26 protein-coding genes and 1 riboswitch are annotated in these 26,426 nt (G+C 70.4%); of the genes, 13 read left to right on the top strand and 13 right to left on the bottom strand.

The features are described 5' to 3' along the window. The 4 genes from ACFP1K_RS34225 to ACFP1K_RS34210 all read left to right on the top strand — a co-directional run. A partial coding sequence (locus ACFP1K_RS34225; RefSeq protein ID WP_380761272.1) for a ricin-type beta-trefoil lectin domain protein occupies window positions 1-212 on the top strand: 212 nt, incomplete at its 5' end. Between the two features lie 118 nt (window positions 213-330). After that, window positions 331-1,800 carry an arabinofuranosidase catalytic domain-containing protein gene (locus ACFP1K_RS34220; RefSeq protein ID WP_380761270.1) on the top strand — a complete coding sequence of 490 codons (1,470 nt, stop codon included), beginning with the start codon at window positions 331-333 and terminating at the stop codon, window positions 1,798-1,800. A 271-nt stretch (window positions 1,801-2,071) separates the two neighbouring features. Continuing rightward, a complete protein-coding gene (locus tag ACFP1K_RS34215; protein ID WP_380761268.1) occupies window positions 2,072-4,366 on the top strand; it encodes a beta-L-arabinofuranosidase domain-containing protein in 2,295 nt (764 codons plus the stop codon). Window positions 4,367-4,823: 457 nt separating this feature from the next. Beyond that, window positions 4,824-6,830, top strand: coding sequence for a lectin (locus ACFP1K_RS34210; protein ID WP_380761266.1), 2,007 nt, complete (start codon window positions 4,824-4,826; stop codon window positions 6,828-6,830). Between the two features lie 153 nt (window positions 6,831-6,983). On the opposite strand, the gene ACFP1K_RS34205 is transcribed toward ACFP1K_RS34210, so the two are convergent. Next, complete coding sequence (locus ACFP1K_RS34205) at window positions 6,984-8,612, bottom strand: isovaleryl-CoA dehydrogenase (RefSeq protein WP_380761264.1); 1,629 nt, start codon at window positions 8,610-8,612, stop codon at window positions 6,984-6,986. Window positions 8,613-8,753: 141 nt separating this feature from the next. Between ACFP1K_RS34205 and ACFP1K_RS34200 the strand changes: the two genes are divergently transcribed. The 3 genes from ACFP1K_RS34200 (at window position 8,754) to ACFP1K_RS34190 (ending at window position 11,149) form a co-directional block, all read left to right on the top strand. After that, entirely contained in the window at window positions 8,754-9,302 is a 549-nt protein-coding gene (locus ACFP1K_RS34200; RefSeq protein ID WP_380761262.1) for a sigma-70 family RNA polymerase sigma factor, read from the top strand. A gap of 2 nt (window positions 9,303-9,304) precedes the next feature. Continuing rightward, window positions 9,305-10,273, top strand: a complete 969-nt coding sequence (locus tag ACFP1K_RS34195; RefSeq protein WP_380761260.1) for a maleylpyruvate isomerase family mycothiol-dependent enzyme — start codon at window positions 9,305-9,307, stop codon at window positions 10,271-10,273. A 75-nt stretch (window positions 10,274-10,348) separates the two neighbouring features. After that, a complete protein-coding gene (locus ACFP1K_RS34190) occupies window positions 10,349-11,149 on the top strand; it encodes a DUF1707 SHOCT-like domain-containing protein (RefSeq protein ID WP_380761258.1) in 801 nt (266 codons plus the stop codon). A 49-nt stretch (window positions 11,150-11,198) separates the two neighbouring features. Here the strand turns inward: ACFP1K_RS34190 and ACFP1K_RS34185 are convergent, their stop codons facing one another. Genes ACFP1K_RS34185 through ACFP1K_RS34175 form a run of 3 tightly spaced genes read right to left on the bottom strand, consistent with a single transcriptional unit; the run spans window position 11,199 to window position 13,012 of the window. Then, window positions 11,199-11,825 (bottom strand): GOLPH3/VPS74 family protein, encoded by a 627-nt coding sequence (locus ACFP1K_RS34185; protein ID WP_380761256.1) that lies wholly within the window; start codon window positions 11,823-11,825, stop codon window positions 11,199-11,201. Window positions 11,826-11,828: 3 nt separating this feature from the next. Beyond that, window positions 11,829-12,080, bottom strand: a complete 252-nt coding sequence (locus ACFP1K_RS34180; protein ID WP_380761254.1) for a hypothetical protein — start codon at window positions 12,078-12,080, stop codon at window positions 11,829-11,831. Next, window positions 12,077-13,012, bottom strand: coding sequence for an SPFH domain-containing protein (locus tag ACFP1K_RS34175; RefSeq protein ID WP_380761252.1), 936 nt, complete (start codon window positions 13,010-13,012; stop codon window positions 12,077-12,079). Before ACFP1K_RS34175 ends, ACFP1K_RS34180 begins: the two co-directional genes overlap by 4 nt. A gap of 372 nt (window positions 13,013-13,384) precedes the next feature. Here ACFP1K_RS34175 and ACFP1K_RS34170 point away from each other — a divergent pair, with 372 nt between their 5' ends. Continuing rightward, a complete protein-coding gene (locus ACFP1K_RS34170; protein ID WP_380761250.1) occupies window positions 13,385-13,660 on the top strand; it encodes a response regulator transcription factor in 276 nt (91 codons plus the stop codon). A gap of 191 nt (window positions 13,661-13,851) precedes the next feature. Beyond that, window positions 13,852-14,289: a hypothetical protein gene (locus ACFP1K_RS34165; RefSeq protein ID WP_380761248.1), complete on the top strand. Its 438-nt coding sequence runs from the start codon at window positions 13,852-13,854 to the stop codon at window positions 14,287-14,289. Between the two features lie 142 nt (window positions 14,290-14,431). Here ACFP1K_RS34165 and ACFP1K_RS34160 read toward each other — a convergent pair whose 3' ends face one another. The 7 genes from ACFP1K_RS34160 to ACFP1K_RS34130 form a co-directional block, all read right to left on the bottom strand. Beyond that, on the bottom strand, window positions 14,432-15,115 hold the full coding sequence (locus tag ACFP1K_RS34160) for a hypothetical protein (protein WP_380761247.1): 684 nt from the start codon (window positions 15,113-15,115) through the stop codon (window positions 14,432-14,434). Beyond that, the gene (locus ACFP1K_RS34155) at window positions 15,112-15,696 is read right to left on the bottom strand and encodes an RNA polymerase sigma factor (protein WP_380761245.1); all 585 of its coding nucleotides are present in this window, start codon (window positions 15,694-15,696) and stop codon (window positions 15,112-15,114) included. The genes ACFP1K_RS34160 and ACFP1K_RS34155 overlap by 4 nt, the downstream gene beginning before the upstream one ends. 108 nt (window positions 15,697-15,804) lie before the next feature. After that, window positions 15,805-16,590: a sirohydrochlorin chelatase gene (locus ACFP1K_RS34150; RefSeq protein WP_380761278.1), complete on the bottom strand. Its 786-nt coding sequence runs from the start codon at window positions 16,588-16,590 to the stop codon at window positions 15,805-15,807. 173 nt (window positions 16,591-16,763) lie between these two features. Continuing rightward, window positions 16,764-17,492 (bottom strand): phosphoadenylyl-sulfate reductase, encoded by a 729-nt coding sequence (locus tag ACFP1K_RS34145; protein ID WP_380761243.1) that lies wholly within the window; start codon window positions 17,490-17,492, stop codon window positions 16,764-16,766. A 7-nt stretch (window positions 17,493-17,499) separates the two neighbouring features. Then, window positions 17,500-17,718 (bottom strand): hypothetical protein, encoded by a 219-nt coding sequence (locus tag ACFP1K_RS34140; protein WP_380761241.1) that lies wholly within the window; start codon window positions 17,716-17,718, stop codon window positions 17,500-17,502. A gap of 28 nt (window positions 17,719-17,746) precedes the next feature. Next, window positions 17,747-19,429 carry a nitrite/sulfite reductase gene (locus ACFP1K_RS34135; RefSeq protein WP_380761239.1) on the bottom strand — a complete coding sequence of 561 codons (1,683 nt, stop codon included), beginning with the start codon at window positions 19,427-19,429 and terminating at the stop codon, window positions 17,747-17,749. Between the two features lie 351 nt (window positions 19,430-19,780). Beyond that, a complete protein-coding gene (locus ACFP1K_RS34130; protein ID WP_380761237.1) occupies window positions 19,781-19,906 on the bottom strand; it encodes a hypothetical protein in 126 nt (41 codons plus the stop codon). Between the two features lie 228 nt (window positions 19,907-20,134). Between ACFP1K_RS34130 and ACFP1K_RS34125 the strand changes: the two genes are divergently transcribed. The 4 genes from ACFP1K_RS34125 (at window position 20,135) to ACFP1K_RS34110 (ending at window position 24,779) form a co-directional block, all read left to right on the top strand. Continuing rightward, window positions 20,135-21,118, top strand: coding sequence for a YihY/virulence factor BrkB family protein (locus ACFP1K_RS34125; RefSeq protein WP_380761235.1), 984 nt, complete (start codon window positions 20,135-20,137; stop codon window positions 21,116-21,118). Continuing rightward, a riboswitch (ZMP/ZTP riboswitch) is annotated at window positions 21,115-21,196 on the top strand. It overlaps the preceding gene by 4 nt. A 44-nt stretch (window positions 21,197-21,240) precedes the next feature. Next, window positions 21,241-22,503, top strand: coding sequence for a serine hydroxymethyltransferase (gene glyA, locus ACFP1K_RS34120; RefSeq protein WP_380761233.1), 1,263 nt, complete (start codon window positions 21,241-21,243; stop codon window positions 22,501-22,503). Between the two features lie 389 nt (window positions 22,504-22,892). Further along, window positions 22,893-23,993, top strand: a complete 1,101-nt coding sequence (rsgA, locus tag ACFP1K_RS34115) for a ribosome small subunit-dependent GTPase A (RefSeq protein ID WP_380761231.1) — start codon at window positions 22,893-22,895, stop codon at window positions 23,991-23,993. 129 nt (window positions 23,994-24,122) lie between these two features. Then, the gene (locus ACFP1K_RS34110) at window positions 24,123-24,779 is read left to right on the top strand and encodes a phosphoribosyltransferase (protein WP_380761229.1); all 657 of its coding nucleotides are present in this window, start codon (window positions 24,123-24,125) and stop codon (window positions 24,777-24,779) included. Between the two features lie 142 nt (window positions 24,780-24,921). On the opposite strand, the gene ACFP1K_RS34105 is transcribed toward ACFP1K_RS34110, so the two are convergent. Together ACFP1K_RS34105 and ACFP1K_RS34100 are read right to left on the bottom strand one after the other, a co-directional pair. Then, the gene (locus ACFP1K_RS34105; RefSeq protein WP_093171423.1) at window positions 24,922-25,233 is read right to left on the bottom strand and encodes a WhiB family transcriptional regulator; all 312 of its coding nucleotides are present in this window, start codon (window positions 25,231-25,233) and stop codon (window positions 24,922-24,924) included. A gap of 115 nt (window positions 25,234-25,348) precedes the next feature. After that, window positions 25,349-26,275 carry a sucrase ferredoxin gene (locus tag ACFP1K_RS34100; RefSeq protein WP_380761276.1) on the bottom strand — a complete coding sequence of 309 codons (927 nt, stop codon included), beginning with the start codon at window positions 26,273-26,275 and terminating at the stop codon, window positions 25,349-25,351. Between the last annotated feature and the right edge of the window lie 151 nt (window positions 26,276-26,426).

The following is a 26,426-nucleotide window of genomic DNA, read 5'->3' as shown; positions in this document are numbered from 1 at the left end:
GCCAGGGCACCGCCAACGGCACCCAGGTGATCATCTGGGACTGCAACGGCGGAACCAACCAGCAATGGAACGTCAACTCCAACGGCACCATCACCGGAGTGCAGTCCGGACGATGCCTCGACGCCAACGCCGCCGGCACGGCCAACGGCACCAAGCTCATCCTCTGGTCCTGCAACGGCCAGGCCAACCAGCAATGGACCCTGCGCAGCTGATCAACCGCGACTTATGGACTCGATCTCGATCTGGGATCAGAAACGCCATCGCCGACTTGTTCGACTGCTTCGAACGGGCGCTGCGTACCACATCCAGCCCGCCATGCGAAAGGATCGAATGAACGTGAAGAAAAGGCTGCGCCGCCTCATGGCCGCCACAGGGATCCCGTTGCTCCTCGCCGCCGCCAGTAGCTACGTGATCTTGGACGCGTCATCAGCCGGGGCCGCCACCACCGGCCCGTGCGACATCTACGCCGCGGGCGGCACGCCGTGCGTGGCGGCGCACAGCACCACCCGGGCGCTGTACGGCGCCTACAACGGGCCGATGTACCAGGTGCGCCGCTCCTCCGACAACACCACCCGCGACATCGGTGTGCTGGCCGCGGGCGGCGTGGCCGACGCCGCCGCCCAGGACGCGTTCTGCTCCGGCACCAACTGCGTCATCACCGTCATCTACGACCAGTCCGGACGGAACAACCGCCTCACCCAGGGCCCCGGCGGCGCCGTGCCCGGCCCCGGTCCCGGCGGATCGGACAACCTCGCCGACGCGAAGGCGGCCCCGATCACCCTCGGCGGCCAGAAGGCATACGGCGTCTACATCGCTCCCGGCACCGGCTACCGCAACAACACCACCAACGGCGTCGCGACCGGCGACCAGCCCGAGGGCATGTACGCCGTCCTCGACGGCACGCACTACAACGGCGGGTGCTGCTTCGACTACGGCAACGCGCAGACGAACGGCCAGGCCGACGACATCGGCATCATGGAGTCCATCTACTTCGGCAACAACAACTGGTGGGGCTACGGGGACGGCAGCGGCCCCTGGATCATGGCCGACATGGAGTGGGGCCTCTTCTCCGGGGTCAACGCGCGATACAACCCCATGCCGTCCATCAACCACCGCTTCGTGACCGCCATCGTCAAGGGCGAGCCGAACCACTGGGCGATCCGCGGCGGGAACGCCCAGTCCGGCGGCCTGACGAACTACTTCGACGGGCGGCGCCCCAACGGCTACCACCCGATGAAGAAGGAAGGCGCCATCCTGCTCGGCATCGGCGGCGACAACAGCAACGGCGCCCGCGGCACCTTCTACGAAGGCGTCATGACCTCCGGCTACCCGACGGCCGACACCGAGAACGCCGTACAAGCCAACATCACCGCCGCCGGCTACGCCCCGTCAGGCGGCGGCAACCCACAACAAGGCGTCCAGATCGTCGGCGGCCAATCCAGCCGATGCGTCGACGTACCCAACTCCAGCACCACCAACGGCACCCAAGTGCAGTTGTGGGACTGCGGCACCGGCACCAACCAGCGGTTCACCTCCACCTCAAGCAGGCAGCTCCAGGTGTACGGCAACAAGTGCCTGGACGCCTACGGCCAGGGCACCGCCAACGGCACCCAGGTGGTCATCTGGGACTGCAACGGCGGAGCCAACCAGCAATGGAACCTCAACTCCAACGGCACCATCACCGGAGTGCAGTCCGGACGATGCCTGGACGCCAACGCGGCCGGCACGGCCAACGGCACCAAGCTCATCCTCTGGTCGTGCAACGGCCAGGCCAACCAACGATGGACCACACGCAGCTGACCTGTCGGCAGCGAGAGCGCGGATCAGATGAGATCCGGCCGGGCGCCAGCCGTGGCGCCCGGCCGGGCTGACGCGAGCGACCGCTCACGGTGGTGAAATTTCAGCTGGCGGCCCGGCACCAGGTAGGCGGTCGGAATCTGTGCGGCACGATGCTTTCTGGTCTCTGCCTCCGCACGGGGGAGCCGATCGCTCGCTCAAGGGCGGACGGTCACTCTTTATCTGCGCCTCTTCTGATAGTTAGCGCTAACAAACAATGTCTCGAGGAGGCCCTATGTCACTCCCCCCGCTCAGCCGCCGCCAGCTTTTCCAAGCCACCGGCGTGGCCGTCGCCGTCTCGGCCGCGGGACCGGTGCTCGACGTCCCGGCAGCCGCGGGTGCGGCGGTCCGGCCCGATGTCGGGGTGGCGGCGTATGCGTTCGAGCTGGGACAGGTGCGGGTGACGACCGGCCGCTGGCTGGAGAACCAGAACCGTACGCTGTCCTACCTGCGGTATGTCGACGCGGACCGGTTGCTGCACACATTCCGCCTCAACGTCGGCCTCTCCAGTTCGGCCCAGCCGTGTGGAGGATGGGAGGGACCGGCCGTCGAGCTGCGCGGGCACTCGATCGGCCACGTGCTGACAGCCCTGGCGCAGGCATACGCCAACACCGGCGATTCGGCCTGCAAAGCCAAGGGAGACTACCTGGTCAACGCGCTGGCGGCCTGCCAGGCGGCCTCGCCGAACCGGGGATACCGCACCGGCTACCTCTCGGCGTTCCCGGAGAACTTCTTCGACCGGGTGGAGAGCGGCCAGCAGGTCTGGGCACCGTGGTACACCCTTCACAAGATCCTGGCCGGCCTGCTCGACCAGTACGTTCTGGCCGGCAACGGCCAGGCCCTCACCGTGGTCACCAACATGGCCGGCTGGGTGGACTGGCGCACGGGCAGACTCAGTTACTCACAGATGCAGTCCTCCCTGAACCAGGAGTTCGGCGGCATGAACGCCGTCCTGACCGACCTCTACCAGCAGACCGGCGACGCCCGGTGGCTCACGGCGGCGCAGCGGTTCGACCACGCCGCGGTGTTCAACCCCCTGGCGTCGGGCAGCGATCAGCTCAACGGCCTGCACGCCAACACCCAGGTGCCCAAGTGGATCGGAGCCATCCGGGAGTACAAGGCCACCGGAACCACCCGCTACCGCGACATCGCCACCAACGCCTGGAACATCACCATCGGCGCGCACACCTACGTCATCGGCGGCAACAGCCAGGCCGAGCACTTCCGGGCGCCCAACGCGATCGCCGCGTACCTCACCGCCGACACCAGCGAGAACTGCAACACCTACAACATGCTCAAGCTCACCAGGGAGTTGTTCGTCCTCACTCCCGACCGGGCCGAGTTGTTCGACTACTACGAGCGGGCGCTGATCAACCAGATGATCGGCCAGCAGAATCCCAACGACGGCCATGGCCACGTCTGTTACTTCACCCCGCTCAACCCCGGCGGCCGCCGCGGTGTCGGCGGTGTCAACAGTGGCTACAGCACGGACTACACCACGTTCTGGTGCTGCCAGGGCACCGGCCTGGAGACCCACACCAAGCTGGCGGACTCCATCTACTTCTACGCCGACACCACGCTGACCGTGAACCTGTTCGCACCGTCGGTGCTGAACTGGACCCAGCGCGGCATCACCGTCACCCAGACCACCTCCTACCCGGTCAGCGACACCACCACGCTGCAGGTCAGCGGGAACGCGGGCGGGTCGTGGTCCATGCGCGTCCGCATCCCCTCCTGGGCCACCGGGGCCACGATCGCCGTCAACGGCACCCAGCAGAACGTGGCCACCGCTCCTGGCACCTACGCCACCTTGACCCGCACCTGGGCCTCCGGCGACACCGTCACCGTCCGCCTGCCCATGCAGCCCGTCACCCGCCCGGCCAACGACAACGCAGGCATCGCGGCGATCACGTACGGCCCGGTCGTCCTCGCCGGCAACTACGGCAACACCACGCTCAGCTCCCCGCCGGTGCTAAGCCCCTCCTCCATCACCCGCACCAGCAGTACCGCACTCACGTTCACGGCCACCGCCGGCGGATCCACGGTCAACCTGATCCCGTTCTACGACGCCCACGGCGTGAACTACAACGTCTACTGGAACATCGGGGGCGGAAGCACCCCCACCGGCTGGGTGCGGATCAGCAACGTGACCACCGGCCTCGTCCTCGACAGCGGCGGCAACGTCGCCTCGGCATCGGCGCTCAAGCAGTGGAACTGGGACGGCAGCACCAACCTGCAGTGGCAGCTTGTGGACCTCGGCAGCGGCTGGTACCGCATCGTCAACCGCACCAACGGCATGGTCGCCGACAGCTGGGGCAACTCCGCCAACGGCGCCAACTGCCTGCAAGGGCCCTGGAACGGCGGCAACAACCAGCAGTGGCGCCTCAACAGCACGGGCAACGGCCGCTACCAGATCATCAACCGCGGCACCGGCACCGCCCTGGACGGCGCCGGCACCACCACCGTCGGCTCCACCGTGAAGCTGTGGACTCCCAACGCCAGCACCAACAACCAATGGACCATCACCTGACACAGCACGCTCCCACAACCGAGGAGTGGCGACGACCGATCGAAGCCGCCGTTGTCCGGGCTGGAACTTTCCGACATTCATCATCGGATTGGCCGTCGAATCGATTCGTATCAGAGCTTTACATAGCAGAACATCGCCGTGGCGTGCCCGCTCGGCCCGTGAGGAGACGAGCGGAAATCTCCTGTGCCACGAGCGATTGACGGCCGACGACGCCGCTTCACCGAGACTCGTTGACACATTGCGTTCTCCTGATGATTCTGACACCACGCAATCGAATCGGTTCGCTCAGTCCTCGTGTTGTGAGGACTGTCCGAGCGCCGGGCCCCGCCGCTGTCTCCCCGCCCCACCCCGCGGCCGCTTCGAACAACCGCACGTCCAGAAAGGACCGCACATGCGAAACGCAGATCGGCGTAGATCCGTGCCGTGGACGCGTGCCCGCGCCAGAAAGGCGCTGAGCGTGCTGTCTGTTCTAAGCCTGGTCACGGTCGCCCTGGCTCCGGCCGGTGCCGCCCTCGCCGCCACGGTCCAGGTCGCGCCCGTGTCGGCGTCGGACTCCCCTGCCACGATCATCGCGAAGGCCGCGGACGTCGTGCCGTCGTCGCGCCAGCTCGCCTGGCAGCGGCTGGAGCAGTACAACTTCATCCACTTCGGCGTCAACACCTTCGACGGCAGGGAGTGGGGCACCGGCACCGAGGACCCCGACATCTTCCAGCCCACCGGCTTGAACACCGACCAGTGGGCCTCCTCGCTGAAGCAGGCGGGGTTCAAGGGATCGATCCTCACCGCCAAGCACCACGACGGCTTCTTGCTCTTCCCCTCCAAGTACAGCAACTTCGGCGTGGCGTCGTCCTCGTGGTCCGGCGGCCGGGGCGACGTGGTGAAGAGCTTCACCGATTCCATGCACAAGTACGGGCTGAAGGCAGGCCTCTACGTGTCGCCCGCCGACCTGCGCGAGAACCAGCCCGGCGGGCGGTTCGCCAATGGCAGCGCCTCCCGGCAGGTGACGATCCCCTCCGACTCCTCGGAGATCGTCAACGGAGTGACGTTCCGCTTCAACTCCGACGACTACAACACCTACTTCGAGAACACCCTGTACGAACTGCTGACCCGCTACGGCGGCATCGACGAACTGTGGTGGGACGGCGCCAACCCGACCGGCCGCAACCAGCCCTACAACTTCAGGGACTGGGCCACCATGGTCCGCACGCTGCAACCCAACGCGGTCATGGAGAACGACGGCGGGCCGGACGTGCGCTGGGTAGGCAACGAGAACGGCTACGCGCGCGCCTCGGAGTGGTCGGTCGTGCCCGCCACCGGCGACCCCGCGACCGGCGCGGACTCGGTGCTGGGCGTGCCCGGTGGCAACGGCGCCGCCGACCTCGGCAGCGACAGCGTGCTGTCCCAGCGCAGATCGGACGGCACCAGCGCGTGGAACATGCTGCGCTGGTTCCCTGGGGAGTGCAACGGGACCCTGTCGGCACGCCACAACTGGTTCTGGCAACCCGGCGAGACCTGGAGACCCGCCTCCGAACTGATCGAGATGTACTACGGCTCGGTGGGACGCAACTGCAACATGCTGGTGAACGTCTCCCCGAACCGGCAGGGACTCCTGGACCAGTCGGCGGTGGACACCCTCAACCAGTTCGGCACCATCGTGTCGTCGACCTTCGCCACCAACCTCGCGAGCGGCGCCGTCCCGGCCAACGACAGCGGCACCTCCAACACCTCCGGCCACACCCCGGACCTCGCGGTGGATGGCGACCTCGACAGCTCCTGGCAGCCGACCGGCACCACCGGCGCGCTGGTGCTGACCCTGCCCGCGTCACGGACCTTCGACGTCATCTCCACCCAGGAGGACCTGCGCGTCGGCCAGCGCACGAGATCGTTCGCCGTCGACTCCTGGAACGGCAGCTCCTGGACCCAGATCGCCACCGACACCACGATCGGCCACAAGAAGCTGATCCGCCTCACCTCTCCCGTCACCACCAGCCGGGTCAGGCTGCGCATCACCAGTTCCCGCGCCGCTCCCGCCATCGCCGAGTTCGCCCTGCACTGTCGCCCCGCCGGCAGCACCTCGCCGGCATCCACGATCCGCGGCGTAGGTTCGGGCCGATGCCTGGACGTCAACGGCAACACCCAGACCAACGGCACCCAGCTGCAGATCTGGGACTGCAACAGCGGCACCAACCAGCAATGGTCGTCGACCAGCATGAACGAACTGCGCATCTACGGCACCAAATGCCTGGACGTCAACGGCTCCGGCACCGCCGACGGCACCCCGGTGATCATCTGGGACTGCAACGGCCAGAACAACCAGAAATGGCGCCTGAACACCGACGGCACCATCACCTCCGTCAGCGCCAGCAAGTGCCTGGACGTCTCCGCCGCCGCCACAGCCAACGGCACCAAGGTCCAAATCTGGTCCTGCAACGGCCAGAACAACCAAAAATGGACCCGCCCCTGACCCTCTGACCGCCATCCCGGCATGGCCGCGTTTCCGGGAATCAGCATCAAAGTGGTCCTACCTCGAAGTACGGGCAGCCGGCGGACTGGCCGGTTGATCTGATCGCTTGATGGGTGGTCCGGGAGGTGGCTTCCCCGGACCATCCGTTCGGGTTTAGATGATCTTCGTTTCGGCCCGTTCGATGATCGCCCCGAAGTCCGCACCGGGGGGAAGGCCGCCGTATGCCAGGCTCCGCTCCGGCCCGAGGCGAGAGGCGCAGAAGGCGTCCGCGACGGCCGGTGGGCTGTGTCTGACCAGCAGCGACGCCTGCAGCACGAGGGCCAGGCGTTCCACCACCTGGCGAGCGCGGTATTCGAGGGTGGCGGGGTCGGTGAGGGAGTCCTTGGCTTCGCGCACGGCGGTGTCCAGGTGGGTGTCGGCGCCCTTGGCTTGGTCGACCTCGCCGAAGAAGGCGTCCAGATTGTCTGGTTCCTTCGCGACGGATCTGAGCAGGTCCAGGGCGGCGACGTTTCCCGAGCCCTCCCAGATGCCGTTCAGGGGGGATTCGCGGAACAGGCGGGGCATCTGGGATTCCTCCACATAGCCGTTGCCGCCAAGGCATTCCAAGGACTCGGCGGCGTGGCCGGGGGCGCGTTTGCAGACCCAGTACTTGGCGGCGGCGAGGGCGGTGCGGCGTAGGGCGCCTTCGTTGGTCTGGCCGCGGAGGGCCTTGTCGGTGGCGCCCGCGAGGCGGATCATCACGGCGGTGGCGGCCTCGGATTCCAGGGCCAGGTCGGCCAGGACGTTGCGCATCAGAGGCTGGTCGACCAGGGGTCTGCCGAAGGCGGAGCGGTGGGTCGCGTGGTGGACGGCGCGGGTGACGCCGAGGCGCATGCCGCAGGCGGAGCCGATCACGCAGTCCAGGCGGGTCATGTTCACCATCTCGATGATGGTGCGGACGCCGCGGCCCTCCTCGCCGACGAGATGGGCCGTCGCGCCCTCGTACTCCACCTCGGCGGAGGCGTTGGAGCGGTTGCCGAGCTTGTCCTTCAGGCGCATGATCCGCATGGCGTTGCGGGTGCCGTCGGGGAGCACGCGGGGGAGCAGGAAGCACGACAGGCCCCGGGGGGCCTGCGCCAGCACCAGGAAGACGTCGCACATGGGGGCGGAGTTGAACCACTTGTGGCCGGTGATGGCGTAGGTGCCGTCGGCGAGCGGCTCGGCGACGGTGGTGTTCGCCCGGACGTCGGAGCCGCCCTGCTTCTCGGTCATGGCCATCCCGGCGAGCACGCCCCGCTTGGCGGACGCCGGGCGCAGGCCGAAGTCGTAGCTGCGCGACTCCAGCAGCGGCTCCCACTCGGCGGCCAGGGCGGGGGAGTGGCGCAGCGCCGCCACGCTGGCGTACGTCATCGACACCGGGCAGCCGTGGCCCGCCTCGACCTGGGACCACACGTAGAACTTGGCCGCCCGCGCCACATGGGCGCCCGGCCGCGCCGCGGCCCACGGCGCCGCGTGCAGGCCGTGCTCGACGGCGACCGCCATCAGGTCGTGCCAGGCCGGATGGAACTCCACCTCGTCGATGCGGTTCCCGTAGCGGTCGTGCGTGCGCAGCACCGGCGGGTTGTCGTTGGCGAGGCGGCCCCATTCCTGCGCGCGGGCCGACCCGGCGAGGGTGCCGAGGCCGCGCAGCTCCCCGAGTGCCCAGTCCGCGCACTCGCGCCGCAGTCCCTCCACCAGCGCCGGGTCGGCCGACACGTCGTGGCCGGTATGCGGGGGGACCTGGTTGAACACGTCGTGCGTCAAGGGAGCCTCCGGACATTCTGGTCATTAACCCACGCTTCGGTCGCTCATCCGATGCGTGCTTCGCCATCCATCTCAACATTTCCTGAGAACAATGAAATGCTCGGGTCGCTGACCGAAGGAGGGGGGAGGCCGTTGGAGGCGGTGGGAACGACCGATGACCGGTCGCTGCACCAGCGCGTCGTGGGCGGTGACGAGAGCGCGCTCGGGGAGTTGCACGAGCGGCTGTACCCCCTGGTGCTGGGGCTCGCCCTGCGGGTGACCCGCGACCGGCTCGTGGCCGAGGACATCGTGCAGGAGGTCTTCGTCACCTTCTGGGAGCGTCCGCTGGCCTTCGATCCCGACCGGGGATCCCTGCGGTCCTGGCTCGCCACCATCGCGCACCGCCGCGCCGTCGACCACGTCCGCGCCGAGGAGCGCCGCCGCGTCTCCACCATCGGCCCCCGCCTGGCGGACCCCGAGCCCAGCCCCCTGGAGGACTGGATCCTCGCCGCCGACGAGGCCGCCCGCGTCCGCGTCGCCGTCAGCCGCCTCCCGGGGGGGCTTCGCGAGGCCATCGAACTCGCTTACTACCGTGGCCGTACCTACCGCCAGACGGCCGAAGAACTAGGACTCCCCGAAGGAACCGTGAAGTCCCGCATCCGCCTGGGCCTGCGCAAGCTGGCCGACGCACTTGCCGACGAGGAGGTGTGACCATGGCCGCCCCCACCGACCCCCCGACACCCGGCCCCGGCACATCCCCCGGCGGGCCCCACCCGATCCCCGCCGATCCAGTGACGCGGCTGGTGCTGCACGCGTTCGCCGAGGTGGCGGCCGAGCCGCCCGCGGGGGCGCGGGAGCGGCTGCTGGCCGCCGCGAGGAGCAGGCGCAGGCCCGCGGTGACCGACGGGTTCGCCGCCCCGTACGCCGCGCGGGTCGCCGCGATGGACGCGCTGCTGGCCGGCGCCGGGCCCGCCGACTGGGCGAAGAAGATCGTGGAGGGCTGGACGCTGCAGGAACTGGTCGCCCACTTGGCCGCCACCGACAGCCTGGTGGCCGCCGCGATGGGCCTGCCGGTCGCCGGGCCGCCGCTCGCGGCCGACGAGGTGCTCAGCCGTACCGCGGACATGATCGCCTTCGAGCGGGAGCGGGCACCCGAGCTCACCCGTGCCGGGTGGCGCGCCCAGGCCGAGGCCATCTGCGCCCGCGCCGCCACGATGGACCCCGCCGGCCCGGTCGCCCCCGGCGGCTTCAGCCTGCCCGCCAAGGACCACCTGCTGGCCCGCATGCTCGAGACCTGGATCCACACCGACGACGCCGCCACCGTCATCGGCGTCCCCCTGCCCCGCCCCCTCCCGGCCCACATCCACCCCACGGCGGACCTCTGCGCCCGCCTCGTCCCCTGGACCATGGCCCTGTCCGGCATGACCCCCGGCCCCCGCGCCCTCCGCCTGGAACTCACCGGCAGCGGCGGCGGCACGTGGCACGTGCCGCTGGACCTCTCCGCCGAGGCCGCTCCCGACGACGGCTCCCCGGCCGACGTCGAGATGAGCTGCGAGGTGAAGGCCTTCTGCTTCCTGCTGGGCGGCCGCGGCGCCCCCGATACCTTCCCCGCGGACGTCACCGGCGACGACGCCCTGGCCCGCGACATCCTCACCGCCGCCCCCGCTCTCTCCGGGCCCTGACCCTTCCGCGGTACATGATGGTGTTTCCTCCCAAGGGAGGATCGATGGGCGGTTGTGGCGCGCTAGATTCGGCTCATGACCGATGCGGGTGGTATGCGAGCTTCGGACGCCGAGCGGGAAGCGGTGGTGGAGCAGCTGCGGGAGGCGTCCGTCGAGGGGCGGCTGACACTGGCCGAGCTGACCGAGCGCACTGAGGCCGCCTATCTCGCCGTCACCCACGCCGAGCTGGCGCAGGTCACCTCGGACCTGCCGGGCGCGGCCCCCGTCCGGGCGCCGTTCCCCGCCGCCCCCGCCGGCCCGGCGCGTCCCGGCAAGAGCCGGCGGTGGTACGTCGCGGTGATGGGGGACACCAAACGGCGCGGGAAGTGGCGGGTGGACCACGAGATCGGCGCGGTGGCGGTCATGGGGGACGTGACCATCGACCTGCGTGAGGCCGAGGTGCGGTCCAACGAGGTCGACATCGTGGCCACGGCCGTGATGGGCGACGTGAAGATCATCGTGCCGGACGGGGTGGACGTCGACCTGAGCGGCATCGCCTTCATGGGCGACAAGAAGGTCAAGGTCATCGAGGCCCCGCCGGGGCAGAACGTCCCGGTCGTCCGGGTGCGGGCGTACGCGGTGATGGGCGACGTCAAGGTGATCGGCGACTCCAAGGCCAAGCCGATCAGTCGCGGCTGGTTCGCCTGGAGCGAGTGGTGGCTGGAGCGCCGCGCCGAGCTGCGCCGGGGCTTCGGCGAGGAACTCCACGACACCCGCAGGGAGCTGCGCCACGAGCTCCGCGAGGCCCGCCGCCACCTCCGGCACGGCGGCCTCCCCTTCCCCCCGCCGCCCCCGCCCCCGGACGTCCCCCCGCCTCCCGGCCCCCCGTACCGCTGACCCGCCACGCGGATCGCCCACCCCGCGGACGGGGTGGGCGGGCGCGGGGTCAGCCCGCGGAGGCCTCCGCGGCCTCGATGGTCTTGTGCAGGGCGCGCGGGATCGGTGCGACGGTCTCCCCGAGCGCGTCCACCCGGCTCCGGGCGGCACGCCAGTCGGACCGGGACAGGCCGGCGCGCAGCCGCGACTTGGCGGCGAGGGCCACCAGCGCGGCGTCGCGGCGGTCTATCCGGGCGACGGGGGTGCCGCCGCGGACGCCGCTCGACACGGTGGTGAGCAGGCTGCGCACGACACGGGTGTCGCGCACGGTGACCCTGGTCCAGGGGAAGATGCCGAGGAAGTGGTTGCGCTCCACACGGATCCGGCGGTCCTTCTCCAGGCGGTCGCGCACCTGGGTCAGTGCCTGGCGGTGGCGCTTGCCGACCCAGTGCTGCCAGCTGCGGCGCCGGGAGGACGCGATCTGCTGCAGCACCTCGTCGAGCATCGGGTCGGCGAGCACCTGCGCCCGTGCCTCCGGGCCGCCGGTCGCGTCCGCGATGTGGCCCTGGATGAGCAACTCGGCCAGGATGCCCGCGCGCATCAGGTAGCCGAGCCGCGAGCGGTTGGTCAGCCGCCGCCGCTCGATGTCGTAGGAGAGCAGGTAGAGCCGTTCCGGCAGGGACTTGGGCAGGTCCATCGGTCATTCCTCCGGTGCGTACTCGGCCTCCGCCGGTTCGTCCCCGGCGCCGCCGTTCTGGTCGTTCTTGGGGGGACGGCCGCGCCGGGGCATTCGTCCCACGTCGCCCGGCAGGCGCCCGGCGGCGGCCAGGGCCCGGCGGAGCAGGAACTCGATCTGGGCGTTGGTGCTGCGCAGCTCGTCGGACGCCCAGCGGACGAGGGCGTCGTGTACGGCCGGATCGAGCCGCAGAAGGAGCTTCTTGCGCTCGGTCACCGGTACAGGGAACCGGTGTTCACGACCGGCTGCACGTCGCGGTCGCCGCAGAGGACGACGAGCAGGTTGCTGACCATTGTCGCCTTCCGCTCGTCGTCGAGGTCGACGACGTCGGCCGCGTCCAGCCGGTGCAGCGCCTCCTCGACCATGCCCACCGCGCCCTCGACGATCTGCCGCCGGGCGGCGACCACCGCGCCCGCCTGCTGGCGCCGCAGCATGGACTGGGCGATCTCGGGGGAGTACGCCAGGCGGGTGATCCGGGACTCGATGACCAGCACGCCCGCCGACTCCACCCGCGCGGAGATCTCGGCCGACAGCTTGCCGGTGATCTCGTCGGCGTTCTCCCGCAGCGAGAGCAGCGCCTCGTCGTTGGAGTCGTAGGGGTAGTTGCCCGCGATGTGCCGGACCGCGGTCTCGGTCTGGATCGCGACGAACTCCACGAAGTCGTCGACCTCGAACGCCGCCTTGGCGGTGTCCTCGACCCGCCACACCACGACCGCGGCGATCTCGATCGGGTTGCCGTCCACGTCGTTGACCTTGGACACCCCCGTCTCGTGGTTGCGGATCCTGGTGGAGATCCTGCGGTGCTGGGTGAACGGGATCGTCCACCGCAGCCCGTCCGTCCGCACCGTCCCGAGGTACCGCCCGAGCAGCTGCACCACCCTGGCCTGTCCCGGCGCGATCGCCATCAGCCCGGTGGAGAGCACGATGGACAGCAGCACCAGCAGTATCCCGAGCACTCCGAGCAGCGGCCACTCCCACATGATGAGCAACGCCACCCCGCCCGCCAGCACCAGCAGCGTCAGCACGAGCATCGGCCACCCCGACATCTCAGGGGCCCGCTGCTCACTGACCCGCGCCGCCGGCATCTCCACCACGACACCCTCGACTTCTCTCGCGACCATGTCCTTCTCCCCGCTCGTCGATGTCATGGCACAACCATAGCAAAGTGATATCACTTTGCAAGCCCTCGCCCGGAGGGCCGTGGTCATGGCGGCCGGGCCCTGGCTCGCGGGCGCCGGCGCGTGCGCGCGAAATATTGATATCCGTTGTGCTATATCCAGGGTGATATCCCGAAAACGGCGGCCATGGCGGTGTCCATGGTTTTCGGATCCCGTAACCATCTCATTTCGCTCGCCGTGCGGCGCCTGATCGGGTGAGGAGACACGTGGCCGCTTCCGGCTGCTGGCATGCCAACCGGGATCGTGAAATATTCTGTGCGTGATGTCCGGAGTCAGGCTCCTTAGGTCTTCCCGTGTGAATGTCCGCCGACTTCCAGGTGTGGCGGGCAATAGGAGGGCGCAATGGCACCATTTCTGGATCATCTTCCCGAAGATGCGTGGAGTTCGTCCGTCGAGCTCCTCACGCCTCGCCAGCTCGATGTGTTCCTCCTGCTGGGGAAGGGGCTGTCGACCAGGCAGATCGCGATGCGGCTGGCCGTCACCGAGCACACGGTCAAGGCGCATACGGCGAGAATTCTCCATGTTCTCGGGCTGGAGTCCCGGCTGCAGGCCGGATTGGCCGCGTATGTCTACGAGACATCTGTGCTGGCCAGGAATCACGACTCGGCGAATACGTAGCGCGAGATCTTTTCGTGTGACTTCTTGATCGGCTGTGCGAGGTTAGCCAAAAGGCTAATTGATATCCACTTCCCGGAGGCGCATTCTCGTTCTGAGTCACTCGGGCGTGTTCGAACCGAATAACGCTCGACTGGGTGACACGGGGTCTACGGGGATCGCCGGTCTTTCTTCGTCACGGGAAAGGGAAGCGCGTGAAGATCAGAACCATGCTGGGGGTGGCCGCGACGGCGGTCGTCGTGGCGATCGGCGTCCTGCCGCCCGCCGGTGCGTCGGCCACGGCGGGGACCGCCGCCGCACCGACCGCACCCGGTGCGACCGTGGTCAGCGTCTCGGCCACCGACGGCACCACGACCGCCGTCTCCCGTCACAGGACGCGGTCGAAGTCCGAGGGCAGCGGGGCGCTCGCCGGTTCCGAGGTGGCCGCCCGCGCCGCCACCTGCTACGACGGCTTCGTGTCCGGGCCGGATTTCTACGTGACCTGCACCGGCGACGCCGAGGGCTACCGCCTCTACATCGACTGCAGCGACGGGTTCCGCTACTACTTCGACCCGCTCTACGTCGGCACCTGGGAGCACGTCCTGACGTGCCCGGCGGGCACTCTCGCGGTGTGGGGCGGCTGGTGGCTGTGATCGCCCCGGTGGGACATTGACGATCAGAGAGGGGCTCCGGGGACCGGGGCCTCTTCTCTTTGGGCCCGCCGGGCGGTACCGCCCGGCGGGCCGGGGGATACGGCCTCCCGGGGAACCGGCGGATCCCTGGGAGGCCGCGGTTTCAGGAGCCCGCCGGGGTTCCCGGGCGCACCTCGCCGGGCCGGATCGGGACGACCTTGACCGCACCGTCCCCGGCCGGGCCGGGGACGGCCGTGCAGCGGGCCGCCCGACCCTCGACGACGCTCATGGCGATGCTCCCCGCCCGCGCCGGGTCGTCCGCGGCGAAGGTCGCCACGATGACCAGCGTCTGCCCCGGCCGGAGCCGGTCCGGAGGGATCCGGAAGGTGATGCCGGAGCCGTCCGGCGGCCACTCCAGGGCCAGGCCGGCCGTGGCGGGACGGACGCCGCGCGGCCCGCGGCAGGTCTGGCCGGCCGGCAGGTAGTCCACCTCGGCGGGGACGCCGGCCTCGCGGAGGCTCGCCTGGAGTCTCTTCGGCTCCAGGAACTCGTGGATCCGCACGGTCACCGTTCCGTCCGGGAGCCGGTCCACCGCGTAGGCGGGGGTGCCCAGCGCCAGCGGCACGGCGACGGCGGCGACGGCCGCGGCGGCCCCCGCCAGGACCGCGGCCCGAAGGCCCCGGCGGCGGGGGGTTCCCCTCAGGACCGCGCCCCGGCGGCGGGTGGGTGCCTCGGGACGGGCGGCCCCGGCCTGTACGAGCAGCATGTGGTGGACCCGGCCGCGCGCCGCGTCCGAGAGCGGCGGCACGTCGTCGCCGATCTTCGCGAGCAGGTCGATCTCGTTCATCGTGCGGGCAGGCCTTCCCAGGTCGTGGTCATGATGGCGGCGCGCAACCGCGCGCGGGCCCGATGGATGCGCGATCGGACGGTGCCGACCGGGATCTCCAGCGTCGCGGCGATCTCCTCGTACCTGAGGTCGGCCCAGGCGTAGAGCAGCAGGGCGTCGCGGTCGCCGTCCGTCATGGCGGCGAGGGTCCTGGCGATCGACCGGACCGTGGCGCGGGCGTCGGCCCGGTCGGCCGCCAGCTCGGCCGGGGACGGCTCGGCGAGGCCGAGGTCGACGGGTGTCCGGATCAGCGCCTTCCAGCGCCGCGCCTCCGCCCGGCCGTGACCGCGCAGCAGCGTGGTCGCGATGCCGAGCAGCCACGGCAGCGCCCCGGTGGGGCTACGGTCGGGCGAGAAGCGGTGCCGTTGCTCGAAGGCGGTCAGGAAGGTATCGGACACGAGATCGTCCGCCGTGTCCGGGCCGGCGCGCCGTGCCAGGTAGCGATGGACCTGATCGGCGTGGCGGGCGAACACCTCGGTGAACACCTCCGGCGACCCGAGCGATTTCTCGATCAGGGCCGCGTCGGTCAGCTCGGTCGTCATACCTCACCAGATCACTCGTCCCGGCGTTCTCTCACCACTTATTGGTACGGCGCGCGGATCTGGTTCACGGCCGCGGCCCGATGCCCGCTGTGCGCTCGGGAACCGGTGTCAGGACGACAGGAGGCGATGACCGGTGTTGAGCCGCACGACGTCGGCGTACCGGTCGAGCAGCACGCCGGCCAGCTCGGACGCCGGGCCCAGGGGGTCGGCGACGACGTCCGCCCCCGCGGCGAGGGCGTCCCGCCGGATCTTCTCGGCGAACAGCCCGGCCGCCAGCAGGTAGGGCGCCACGACGACCCGCCGCGGCGGCACGGGGCCGGTGGCCGAGGGGCGGGGAAGGGCGAGCAGGCCGCGCACCGCCTGGCCGGGGGTGGGGGAGGCGGCGGAGGCGTAGGCGGCGGTCACCGAGTGCCAGGGGCGGATGCGGGCCCAGCGGCGGGCCGTGCGGGCGATGACGGCGTTGGCGTGCGGGTCGCTGGAACCCGCGGAGACGAGCACCACGGCGGTGGAGGGGTCGCCGAGGGGAACCCCGGCCTCGGCCAGGCGCCGCTCCAGGGCGGCGAGGAGCAGCGGATGAGGGCCGAGGGTCGCGCCCTGGGTCACGCGGAGCGCGGGGTTCTCCCGCCGGGCCTCGGCCAGTGCCGAGGGGATGTCCACCCGGCTGTGGTAGGCCTCGGTGAGCAGCAGGGGCAGCACCACGGCCTCGTCCAGCCCGGATAGCGCCTCGCCCAGCGCGGGGCGCGAGTGGTCCAGGTAGGCGGCGCGCACCTCCAGCGAGGGACGGGCGCGGCGCACCTCGGCGAGCAGGGCCTCCACCGTGGCGGCGGCCCGGGGGTCGCGGGAGCCGTGCGCGACGGCGACGAGCGGGGGAGTGCGGCCGGAAGGCCCGGACACCGGGTCGCCGGGACCGGACGGCCGATGGGCGGGCGGGTCGCCGGGGGACGGCCGCTGGACGTCGCCGGGGCCGATGGAGAGCCGCTGGACGGGGAAGCCGGGGGACGGGCGCCGCGGCCCGGCGGCGGTGCCCGCCGGGTCCGCGACGTCCCCTGGGATGCGAGGCCGAGTGGTCAGAGGTGGATTCCGCATTCGGTCTTGCCCATGCCGGCCCACCGGCCGCTGCGGGGGTCCTCGCCGTCGGCGACCCGGCGGGTGCAGGGCGCGCACCCGATGGACGGGTAGCCGTCGTACTGCAGCGGGTTGACGATCACCCCGTTGTCGGCCATGTAGTTGTCGACGTCGTCCTGGGTCCAGCGCGCGATGGGGTTCACCTTGACCATCTGGCGCTTGGCGTCCCACTCGACGACCTTGGTGCCCGCCCGGGTCGGCGACTCGTCGCGCCGGATGCCGGAGACCCAGGCGAGGTACGGCTCCAGCGCGCGGTTCAGCGGCTCCACCTTGCGCAGGAAGCAGCACAGGTCCGGGTTGCGGCCGTGCAGGCGCGGGCCGAGCTCGCGGTCCTGCTCGTCCACGGTGCGGGACGGCTTGATGTTGATGACGTTGACGTCGTACACCTGCTGCACGGCGTCCCGGGTGCCGATCGTCTCGGCGAAGTGGTAGCCGGTGTCGAGGAACAGCACGTCGACGCCGGGCTTCACCCGGCTGACCAGGTCGATCAGCAGGGCGTCGCTCATGGAGGAGGTGAGGCACAGACGGTCGCCGAAGGTCGCGGCGGCCCAGCGGATGATCTCGCGAGCCGGCGCGTCCTCAAGGAACCTGGCGGCCGAGTCCACGATCCCTCGCAGGTCGAGGACGCCTCGCTGTCGCTCTAACGTTGACTCGATCTCCAGCAGTGTCATGACTGGCTCACTTCTCTCCTCGTGCGTCTGGCGTTGCCTCGGTGAAATCAGGGTCAGGGGGAGCGGCCGCCCGGCCGGCGGTCGTGACCGCCCGGCCGATGCCGAGGAACCTCAGCTTGAAGGCGCGGACACAGGAGCGGCAGTACCACCCGCCGTCGCCCTCGAAGGGTTCGAGGTCCTCGTCGCCGCAGTACGGGCAGTGGAACGGGACCGCGCGCTCGGTCACGTGGTCACCTCGCCCCCGGTGGCCTGCCTCATCGCAGGTCCGCCTCCTCGGCGCGCTGCACCCAGGTGGCGAAGGTCTCGCCGTCGTCCTTCTGGCTCTGGAAGTTCTTCAGCACGCGCTCGATGTAGTCGGGCAGCTCCTCGGCGGACGCCTTCAGGCCGCGGATCTTGCGGCCGAAGCCGGGGGTGGTGCCGAGGGAGCCCCCGAGATGGATCTGGAAACCCTCCACCTGCGCGCCGCTCGCGTCGGTGACGAGCTGGCCCTTCAGGCCGATGTCCGCCACCTGGATGCGGGCGCAGGAGTTGGGGCAGCCGTTGACGTTGATGGTCAGCGGGTCGGTGAAGTCGGGAAGCCGGCGCTCCAGCTCGTCGATGAGGTCCGCGGCCAGGGCCTTGGTCTCGACGATGGCCAGCTTGCAGAACTCGATGCCGGTGCAGGCCATGGTCTGGCGCCGGAACGTGCTGGGCGTGACCCGCAGCCCGGCCGCCTCCAGGTCGGCGACGGTGCCGTCCACCTCGCCGGGGGCGATGTCCAGGATGACCATCTTCTGCTCGACGGTGGTGCGCACGCGGTCCGAGCCGTGCCGCTCGGCGATGTCGGCGATCAGGTGGAGCCGCTCGCCGTCCAGCCGCCCCACGGTGGGCGCGAACCCGACGTAGAAGTTGCCGTCCTTCTGCGGGTGGACCCCGACGTGGTCGCGCCGCCCGCCGCGCGGCGGCTCGGGCGCGGGCCCGTCCGGCAGGGTGTAGCCGAGGTATTCCTTCTCCAGCACCTCGCGGAACCGCTCCGCGCCCCAGTCGTTGACCAGGAACTTGATCCGGGCGCGGTGCCGCAGCCGCCGGTAGCCGTAGTCGCGGAAGATGCCGATCACCCCGGCCCAGACCTCGTGCACCTGGTCGGGCCGGACGAACGTGCCGAGCCGCTTGCCGAGCATCGGGTTGGTGGACAGGCCGCCGCCCACCCACAGGTCGAAGCCCTTCTCGCCCTGCTCGTCCACCACGCCGACGAACGCGATGTCGTTGATCTCGTGCACGGTGCAGTGCGCCGGGCAGCCGCTCATCGCCGACTTGAACTTGCGGGGGAGGTTGGAGAAGGCCTTGTCGCCGATGTACCGCGCGACGGTGTCCTCGATCTGCGGGGTGGCGTCGATGACCTCGTCGGCGTCGATCCCGGCCAGCGGGCAGCCCAGCATGACGCGCGGGGTGTCGCCGCACGCCTCGGTGGTGGACAGGCCCACCGCCTCCAGCGCCTCCCAGATGGCGGGCACCGACTCGATCTCGATCCAGTGCAACTGGATGTTCTGCCGGTCGGTGACGTCGGCCGTGCCCCGGGCGTAGCGGTCGGCGATGTCGGCGATGGTGCGCAGCTGCGCGAGGTTCAGCTGGCCGCCGTCGATGCGGACCCGCAGCATGAAGTAGCGGTCGTCCAGCTCCTCGGGCTCCAGGATGGCGGTCTTGCCGCCGTCGATCCCCGGCCGGCGCTGGGTGTACAGCCCGTACCACCGCATACGGCCGCGAAGGTCGGCGGGGTCGATCGAGTCGAACCCCGCCTTCGAGTAGACGTCGATGATCCGCTGACGGACGTTGAGTCCGTCGTCGTTCTTCTTGTTCTCCTCGTTCTTGTTCAGCGGCTCGCGGTACCCGAGAGCCCACTGTCCTTCACCACGCGGGCGCTTGTGGTGGCGGTTCGCAGGCCGGGGCGGGCTGGTCATGATGCGTCCTTTGCCGGTAACGGTGGTCGGTGGCACGGACACGCGCGCAGGCCGCCGCCCGACTCGCCGATGTGGCCGATGAGGGGGGGCATGAAAAAGCGCCCGTCACGCGCCCTTGCCGTCAGGGATTGAACCTGGCCGGAGTCAACAGGGTGCGGAGATCAACGGGCGTTGCAACAGATGGCACTGCGGACACGCAGGAAGTCGACGTGGCGTCGCACGACGAGTAGCGGGTCCGCTGGCATGTCCTAAACGATACCCGCCCTGTGGGAGATGTCCAATATCGGGTCCACACTCTGGGACGCGGCACCACGTCCAGGCGGCCTGCGGGCCCCCGCTGCGGCGTTCCCGTCAGCCCTGGCGCGGCCAGACGAGAGGCGGCTCGGCGGGCTCGACGGCCGGGTGGTGCTGGCAGTCGCACCACGAACCGCCCCGGCAGTCCTCGTGCCGGCGATCCTTGCACTCCTCGCAGATCACCCTCCCATTCTGCGCCCTTTTCCCCTGCCTAGCCGAGGCGCGGCGGATATGGCGTGAACTGCGGCGACGTCCGGCGTGGGCCTGTCTTACGGGCGTCCGAAATGGCTAGTATGGGAGCTTGTGGCCGTCGCACCGGATAGCGCGGCCGTCTCGGGGGTAGTCGGACCGAACGCGATCGTTACCCGCTGGGCTCGTGGTGAGGCCATGTTGCGAATACCTTTGGATCCCATGACGTCCACCGACGCGTCGGCCAGGAACGGCACCCGGCGGATCCCTCGGTGGAAGTCCAAGGCCAGGGCCCGCGTCTCCGCCGTGCGCGCCTCCCGCCCGTGGCGGGCCGTCGGCCGCTCGCGGCTCTGGGCGCTGGTCCGCGCCACCTCGATCGCCGGGTTCAACTTCCGCGTCACCGGCCTGGCCGGCGAGGCCGCGTTCTTCGCGCTGCTGTCCCTGCCGCCGTTCGTGCTCGGCCTGATCGGCCTCCTCGGCAACCTCAGCTCCGTCGTCGGCGCCGCGACCGTGGCCGAGAGCCGCGCCTGGCTGCTCAGCCAGTCCCGGCTGCTGTTCAGCGACAACGCCGTGGACCGCGTGGTGCGCCCCCTGGTGGACGACGTGCTCAGGGGCGGCCAGGTGTCGCTGATCTCCGTCGGCTTCCTGCTCGCCCTGTGGTCGGGCTCGCGCGCCCTGTTCGTCTACGTCGACCTCATCTCCATCGCCTACGGCCTCGGCGAGACCCGGGGGATCATCCGCACCCGCATCCTGTCGTTCGGCCTGTACATCGCCGCGCTGCTCATCGGGCTGATCGTCATCCCGATCCTGGTGGTCGGGCCGACGCTGCTGTCGGACACCTTCCCCAGGTACGGGGGACTGGTAGGGGTCCTCTACTGGCCGGTGGTCGTCCTAGGCTCGGTACTGGTGCTCACGCTGCTGTACCACCTGAGCGTCCCGGTGCGCACCCGCTGGTGGCGCGAGGTGCCCGGAGCGCTGCTCGCGCTGGTCATCTGGATCCCCTGCGCGGCCGTGCTCCGGGCGGTGCTGGCCGCGTGGTTCACGCCGCTGTCCATCTACGGCTCGCTGGCGGCGCCCATCGCGGTGCTGCTGTGGCTGTACATCACGGCGCTGGCGGTGCTGATCGGCGCCACGCTCAACGCCGAGATCGACCGGCTGTGGCCCGCGGGCCGCACCGGCGGCAACGACGATTCGGCTATCGTTTAGGGATACGTGACTGGCGCGTGCGGGTGGGACACCACCGGGGAGCGAAAACTGCGGAGGCCGGGCGCCTGGGTCTTCGTGAGAGCCGACGTAGTCTTCGCGAGAACCACCGAAGGAGTTGTGCCATGAGTTCTCTTTCCCACGTCGACCCGGAGATCGCCGAGCTGATCAAGGCGGAGGAGCGCCGCCAGGCGGACACCGTCAAGCTGATCGCCTCGGAGAACTACGTGTCCAAGGCCGTACTCGAGGCCACCGGCACCGTTCTCACCAACAAGTACTCCGAGGGGTACGCCGGCAAGCGCTACTACGAGGGCCAGCAGGTCATCGACCAGATCGAGACCCTCGCCGTCGAGCGCGCCAAGTCCCTGTTCGGCGTCGCCCACGCCAACGTGCAGCCGTACTCCGGCTCGCCCGCCAACCTCGCCGTCTACCTCGCCTTCGCGAACCCCGGCGACACCGTGATGGGCATGGGCCTGCCGTTCGGCGGCCACCTCACCCACGGCTGGTCGGTGTCGGCCACCGGCAAGTGGTTCAGCTCGGTGCGGTACGGCGTGCGGCGCGACACCGGCCGGATCGACCTGGACGAGGTGCGGGCCCTGGCGCTGGAGCACCGTCCCAAGGTCATCTTCTGCGGCGGCACCGCCATCCCGCGCACCATCGACTTCCCGGCGTTCGCCGAGATCGCCCGCGAGGTGGGCGCGGTGCTGGCCGCCGACATCGCCCACATCGCCGGTCTCGTCGCGGGCGGCGCCCACCCCTCGCCCGTGGGCCACGCCGACGTGATCACCACCACCACGCACAAGACGCTGCGCGGCCCGCGCGGCGCCATGGTGATGGCCTCCTCCGACGAGCACGCCAAGGCCCTGAACAAGGCCGTCTTCCCCGGCCTGCAGGGCGGCCCGCACAACCACACCACCGCCGCCATCGCGGTCGCGCTGCGCGAGGCGTCCACCGACGAGTTCAAGGCGTACGCGCACCAGGTGGTGGCCAACGCCAAGGCGCTGGCCGAGGAGCTGTCGAGCCGCGGCTTCTCGCTGGTCTCCGGCGGCACCGACAACCACCTGATCCTGATCGACCTGACCTCCAAGGGCGTCGGCGGCAAGCCCGCCGCCCAGGCCCTGGACCGCGCCGGCCTGGAGACGAACTACAACGCCGTCCCCTTCGACCAGCGCAAGCCCTTCGACCCCTCCGGCATCCGCATCGGCACCCCCTCGGTGACCAGCCGCGGCATGGGGGAGTCCGAGATGCGCCAGATCGCCGCCTGGATGGACGAGGTCGTCACCGCCCTGTCCAAGGAGGACGCCGACCACGCCGACACCGTGATCGCCCGCGTCCACGCCGAGGTCAGCGAGCTGACCGGCAAGTACCCCACCCCGGGCCTGGACTGATCCCCGCCGGCGCCGGCCACGGGTGCGCCCCGCCGGCACCGGTCGACTGAGTTCCGCGGGCACCGGCAGTCGGATGCCCCGCCCTCGCTCGAACCGGGCGCGCGGCCACCCGCGCGCCCGGCGCTGTGAGTGAACGCGGGGGCGCGTGACCACCCGCGCCCCCAGTACCCCGGCCGTGACACGCCAGGCGGAAAATGCGCTTGCGGGCGGGGGTGGGGCGCGCGATATCGTGAGCGCATTCCGCCGCCTCGTACGGAGGCGGCCCTCGGTTTCACCAGGAGGTGAGGACGACATGCGGGTCTTTCTGATGAGCATGCCCAAGTCCGATTTCTCCTGGGTGCCGATCACGCGCTGACGTCGCGGGCACCCGTTCCCGAAGGGTGCATGTAGTGACCACCACCGGTCATGAGCTTTCCTCTCTCGGCTGGCGCGACTCTCTCGCCGCCGATCTCCCGGGCGGCGCCGTCCCCGCCCGCGTGGCCCGCGTCGACCGCGGTGCCGCGGACGTCATCACCACCGACGGCCACCAGCCCGCCCAGTACGCCGCCCGCCTGCGCCGCGCGGCGGCGGAGGACCCGGTGGCCCTGCCCTGCGTGGGCGACTGGGCCGCGCTGACGTGGCTGCCCGAGGGCCGCTACGAGCTGGAGACGATCCTGCCGCGCCGCACCGCCCTGGTGCGCGGCGGCGTCAGCCGCGGCTCGCGGGGCGGCCTGTCCGGCGACTCGCAGGGTCAGGTGCTGGCGGCCAACATCGACGTCGTGTTCGTCGCCGAGCCGGCCATGCACGGCGACGACTTCGCCGACCTCGGCCGCGTCGAGCGGCTGCTCGCCCTGGCGTGGGAGAGCGGCGCGCGGCCGGTCGTGGTGATCACCAAGGCCGACCTCATGGGGGAACACCTCCCCAGCCTGCTGGACGACGTCGCCGCCGCCGCGCCGGGCGTGGATCTGCACGCCGTCTCCGCCGTCACCGGCGAAGGCGTGGCGGAGGTGCGCGAGCACCTGGGTGGCTCGGGCACCGCCGTGGTGCTCGGCCCGTCGGGCGCGGGCAAGTCCACCATGGTCAACGCGCTGGCCGGCGCGGAGGTCATGGAGACCCAGCAGGTCCGCGCGGGTGACGGCCGGGGCCGTCACACCACCGTGCACCGTGAGCTGGTGACCCTGCCCGGCGGCGGCCTGATCATCGACACCCCCGGCATCCGCCGGGTCGGCATGTACGAGATGACCCAGGGCGTCGACATGGTCTTCAGCGACATCGAGGACCTGTCGGAACACTGCCGGTTCGCCGACTGCGCCCACGAGACGGAGCCCGGCTGCGCCGTCCTGGCCGCCGTGGAGGACGGCGAGCTGCCGGAACGTCGCCTGGCCAGCTGGCGCAAACTCCAGCGGGAGGCCGCCTGGATGGCCCGCCGCGGCGACGCCCGCCTGCGCGCCGAGGAAACGCGCAAGTGGAAGATCATCCACAAGTCCGTCCGGGGCAGATCCCGTCCCTGACGGCCGGCCGTCCCTGGGCCCGCCGTACACGCTCCGTGTACGGCGGGCCCACGCTTCGTACGGCGTCCGGCCGGGCCGGGTGGGGAGCGGGGTGGGGGGTACTGGGAGGGTATGGGCGCTAGTCGGCGGGTGTCTCTTCCCTTCGCCGATCGGGCGGAGGCGGGGGTTCTGCTCGCCGAGATGCTCGTGGACACGGGGTTGGCGGATCCGGTGGTGCTGGCGTTGCCCCGTGGCGGGGTGGCGGTGGCGGGGCCGGTGGCCGAGAGACTGTGCGCGCCGCTGGAGGTGCTGGTGACCCGGAAGATCGGGCATCCGGCGCAGCCCGAGCTGGGGCTCGGGGCGGTGGCCGAGGGGGGCGAGCCGGTGTTCGACCTGGCGCTGCTGGACCGGTTGCGGATGACCGAGGAGGATCTCGGGCCGGTGGTCGAGCGGGAGCGGCGGGAGCTGGCGCGGCGGGTCGCGGTCTACCGGGGCGAGCGGTCGCTGCCCAGGCTGACCGGGCGGGACGTGGTCGTGGTGGACGACGGGCTGGCCACCGGCGGGACGGCCCGCGCGGCTCTGCGGGCGGTGCGGAGCGCCAGGCCGCGCAGGCTCGTGCTGGCGGCCCCGGTGGGCTCGCCGAAGACGGTGACCGCGTTGCGCGACGAGGCGGACGAGGTGGTCATGCTCGTCACCCCGCCCGGCTTTCACGCCGTCGGCCAGTGGTACAAGCGCTTCGAGCAGCTGTCCGACGCCGACGTCCTGCGCCTGCTGGGGCGGGGGACCGGCGGATGGTCGCCTGCGTAGGAGACGGGGGGTCGGCGGGCGCGCCCGCGGAGAGGACCCGGGGGGCACCCGCACGATCATGCGGCAATTTCGACCCTGGAGGCGTACAGGAGCGGAGAAGCCGCATGATCGGGCTGGTTAGGAGCATGCCGGTGGAGGTTGGTCAGGCGGCGCTGATCCCGGCGCTGGCGGCACGCCGCATGCGGCGGCGACGCTCGGACGCGCGCTCGTCCTCGTTGAGCCCGCCCCACGTGCCGTACTTCTCGGGACGGGACAGGGCGTAGTCGAGGCACTCGGCGCGGACCGGGCACTGGGCGCAGATGGCCTTCGCCTTGCGCTCGCGGATGTCGCGCTCCGGCTGACGCTCGCCGTCGGGGCCGAAGAACAGCACAAGGTCCTCTCCACGGCACGCGGCATCATCCTGCCAACCCCAACTGGGGCGGGGGCGGGCGATCTGCCGACGTACCTGAGACATGAGAAACCACCTTAGGTGAGATGTATTTCGTGTTTGGGCCGCATTGGACGCTTTTGGCATCCTCATTTGCCAACGCCGTGACAGGCCGTGGTGTTCCCGGCTCGTTACGGAGCCCTCAGGTCAGTACGGGCGAGCCGCACCGGAGTTGCTCCAGTGCAGCCAGCCGGTAGGTTGTGACCGTGTCGGCGCACGAGGTGCCGCACGGCGCGGTGAACGTCGTCCGCTCGACCACAACCCGGAACCGCGCGTCTCCGCGGCGTGCGAACGCCTCGGTGACGTCACCGTCCGACCTGGTGGATTCCACGGCCACTCCGCCTACCGACAACTCGCCCGTATGGACCCGGACGAAATGTTCGGCGGCCTGCGATGGCTCAGGGATGCCCGCGCGTCCCCGGTAGCGGTCGAGAACGATCTCGCCGTGCCGGTACGCGTTTGCCACCGCGATGGCGGCAGCCTGAGACATGCTGCCGTAGTAAAGGCCGTGTGGCAAGCACACGAGGTTGGCGGCGTAGCGATCGCCGCCCACATGGGTGGTTTCCCAGACTCTTCCCGGGCCCGCATCGGCCAAAACGCGGGCGATGGGCAGACCTTCGCGGGCACAGCACGCGTTGCGCTTGGCATGGGTGCAGACCAGGAACACCGGCTCCTTCACCAGTATGCAGGACCCTGGCACCACTCCGCGCACGAGAGATCGCAGGTCAAGATCCCTTGGGTCCCGGAAGAAGCCTCCGGCGATCCAGGGGACGGCCGCGGTGGTGTCGGCGACGAGGATCCGGCGGTGCCCCGAGATGGGGGTGCGGCGGCCGGGGCGGCGGATCAGCTGGGCGCGTACGCCCAGCTCCGCGGCCAGGTCGAGCAGTTCGTGGATCTCGGGGGGGAGCTCGCATTCGGGCAGGTGGGAGGCCCAGGGACCGTTGTGCTCGATGAGCAGCCAGAAGCGGGCGCCCACCGTGGCGCTCGCACGTACCGGAATCCCGTTCGTGTGAGCGCCGACGGGGTGATCGCACCCGCGCGGCCGGTCCCTCATCACGTTCCCTCCCATGTCCACTTAGGTAAGACTAACCTAATCGTCCAGGGGAGGTGGTGGCCTGTTTTTCCAAATCCTCACGATGGCCTTATATGGCCTGATTAACGTCATGTCGGTGTGAGGAAAATCACACCCGTGGGCTTGCTGGGAAAACTGGTATGAAACG

Source organism: Sphaerisporangium aureirubrum (genome assembly GCF_042658925.1).
In the GTDB taxonomy this organism is placed as follows: Bacteria; Actinomycetota; Actinomycetes; order Streptosporangiales; family Streptosporangiaceae; genus Sphaerisporangium; species Sphaerisporangium aureirubrum.
The sequence above is the reverse complement of the archived record's forward strand: the minus strand, read 5'-3'. Positions and strand labels throughout refer to the sequence as shown.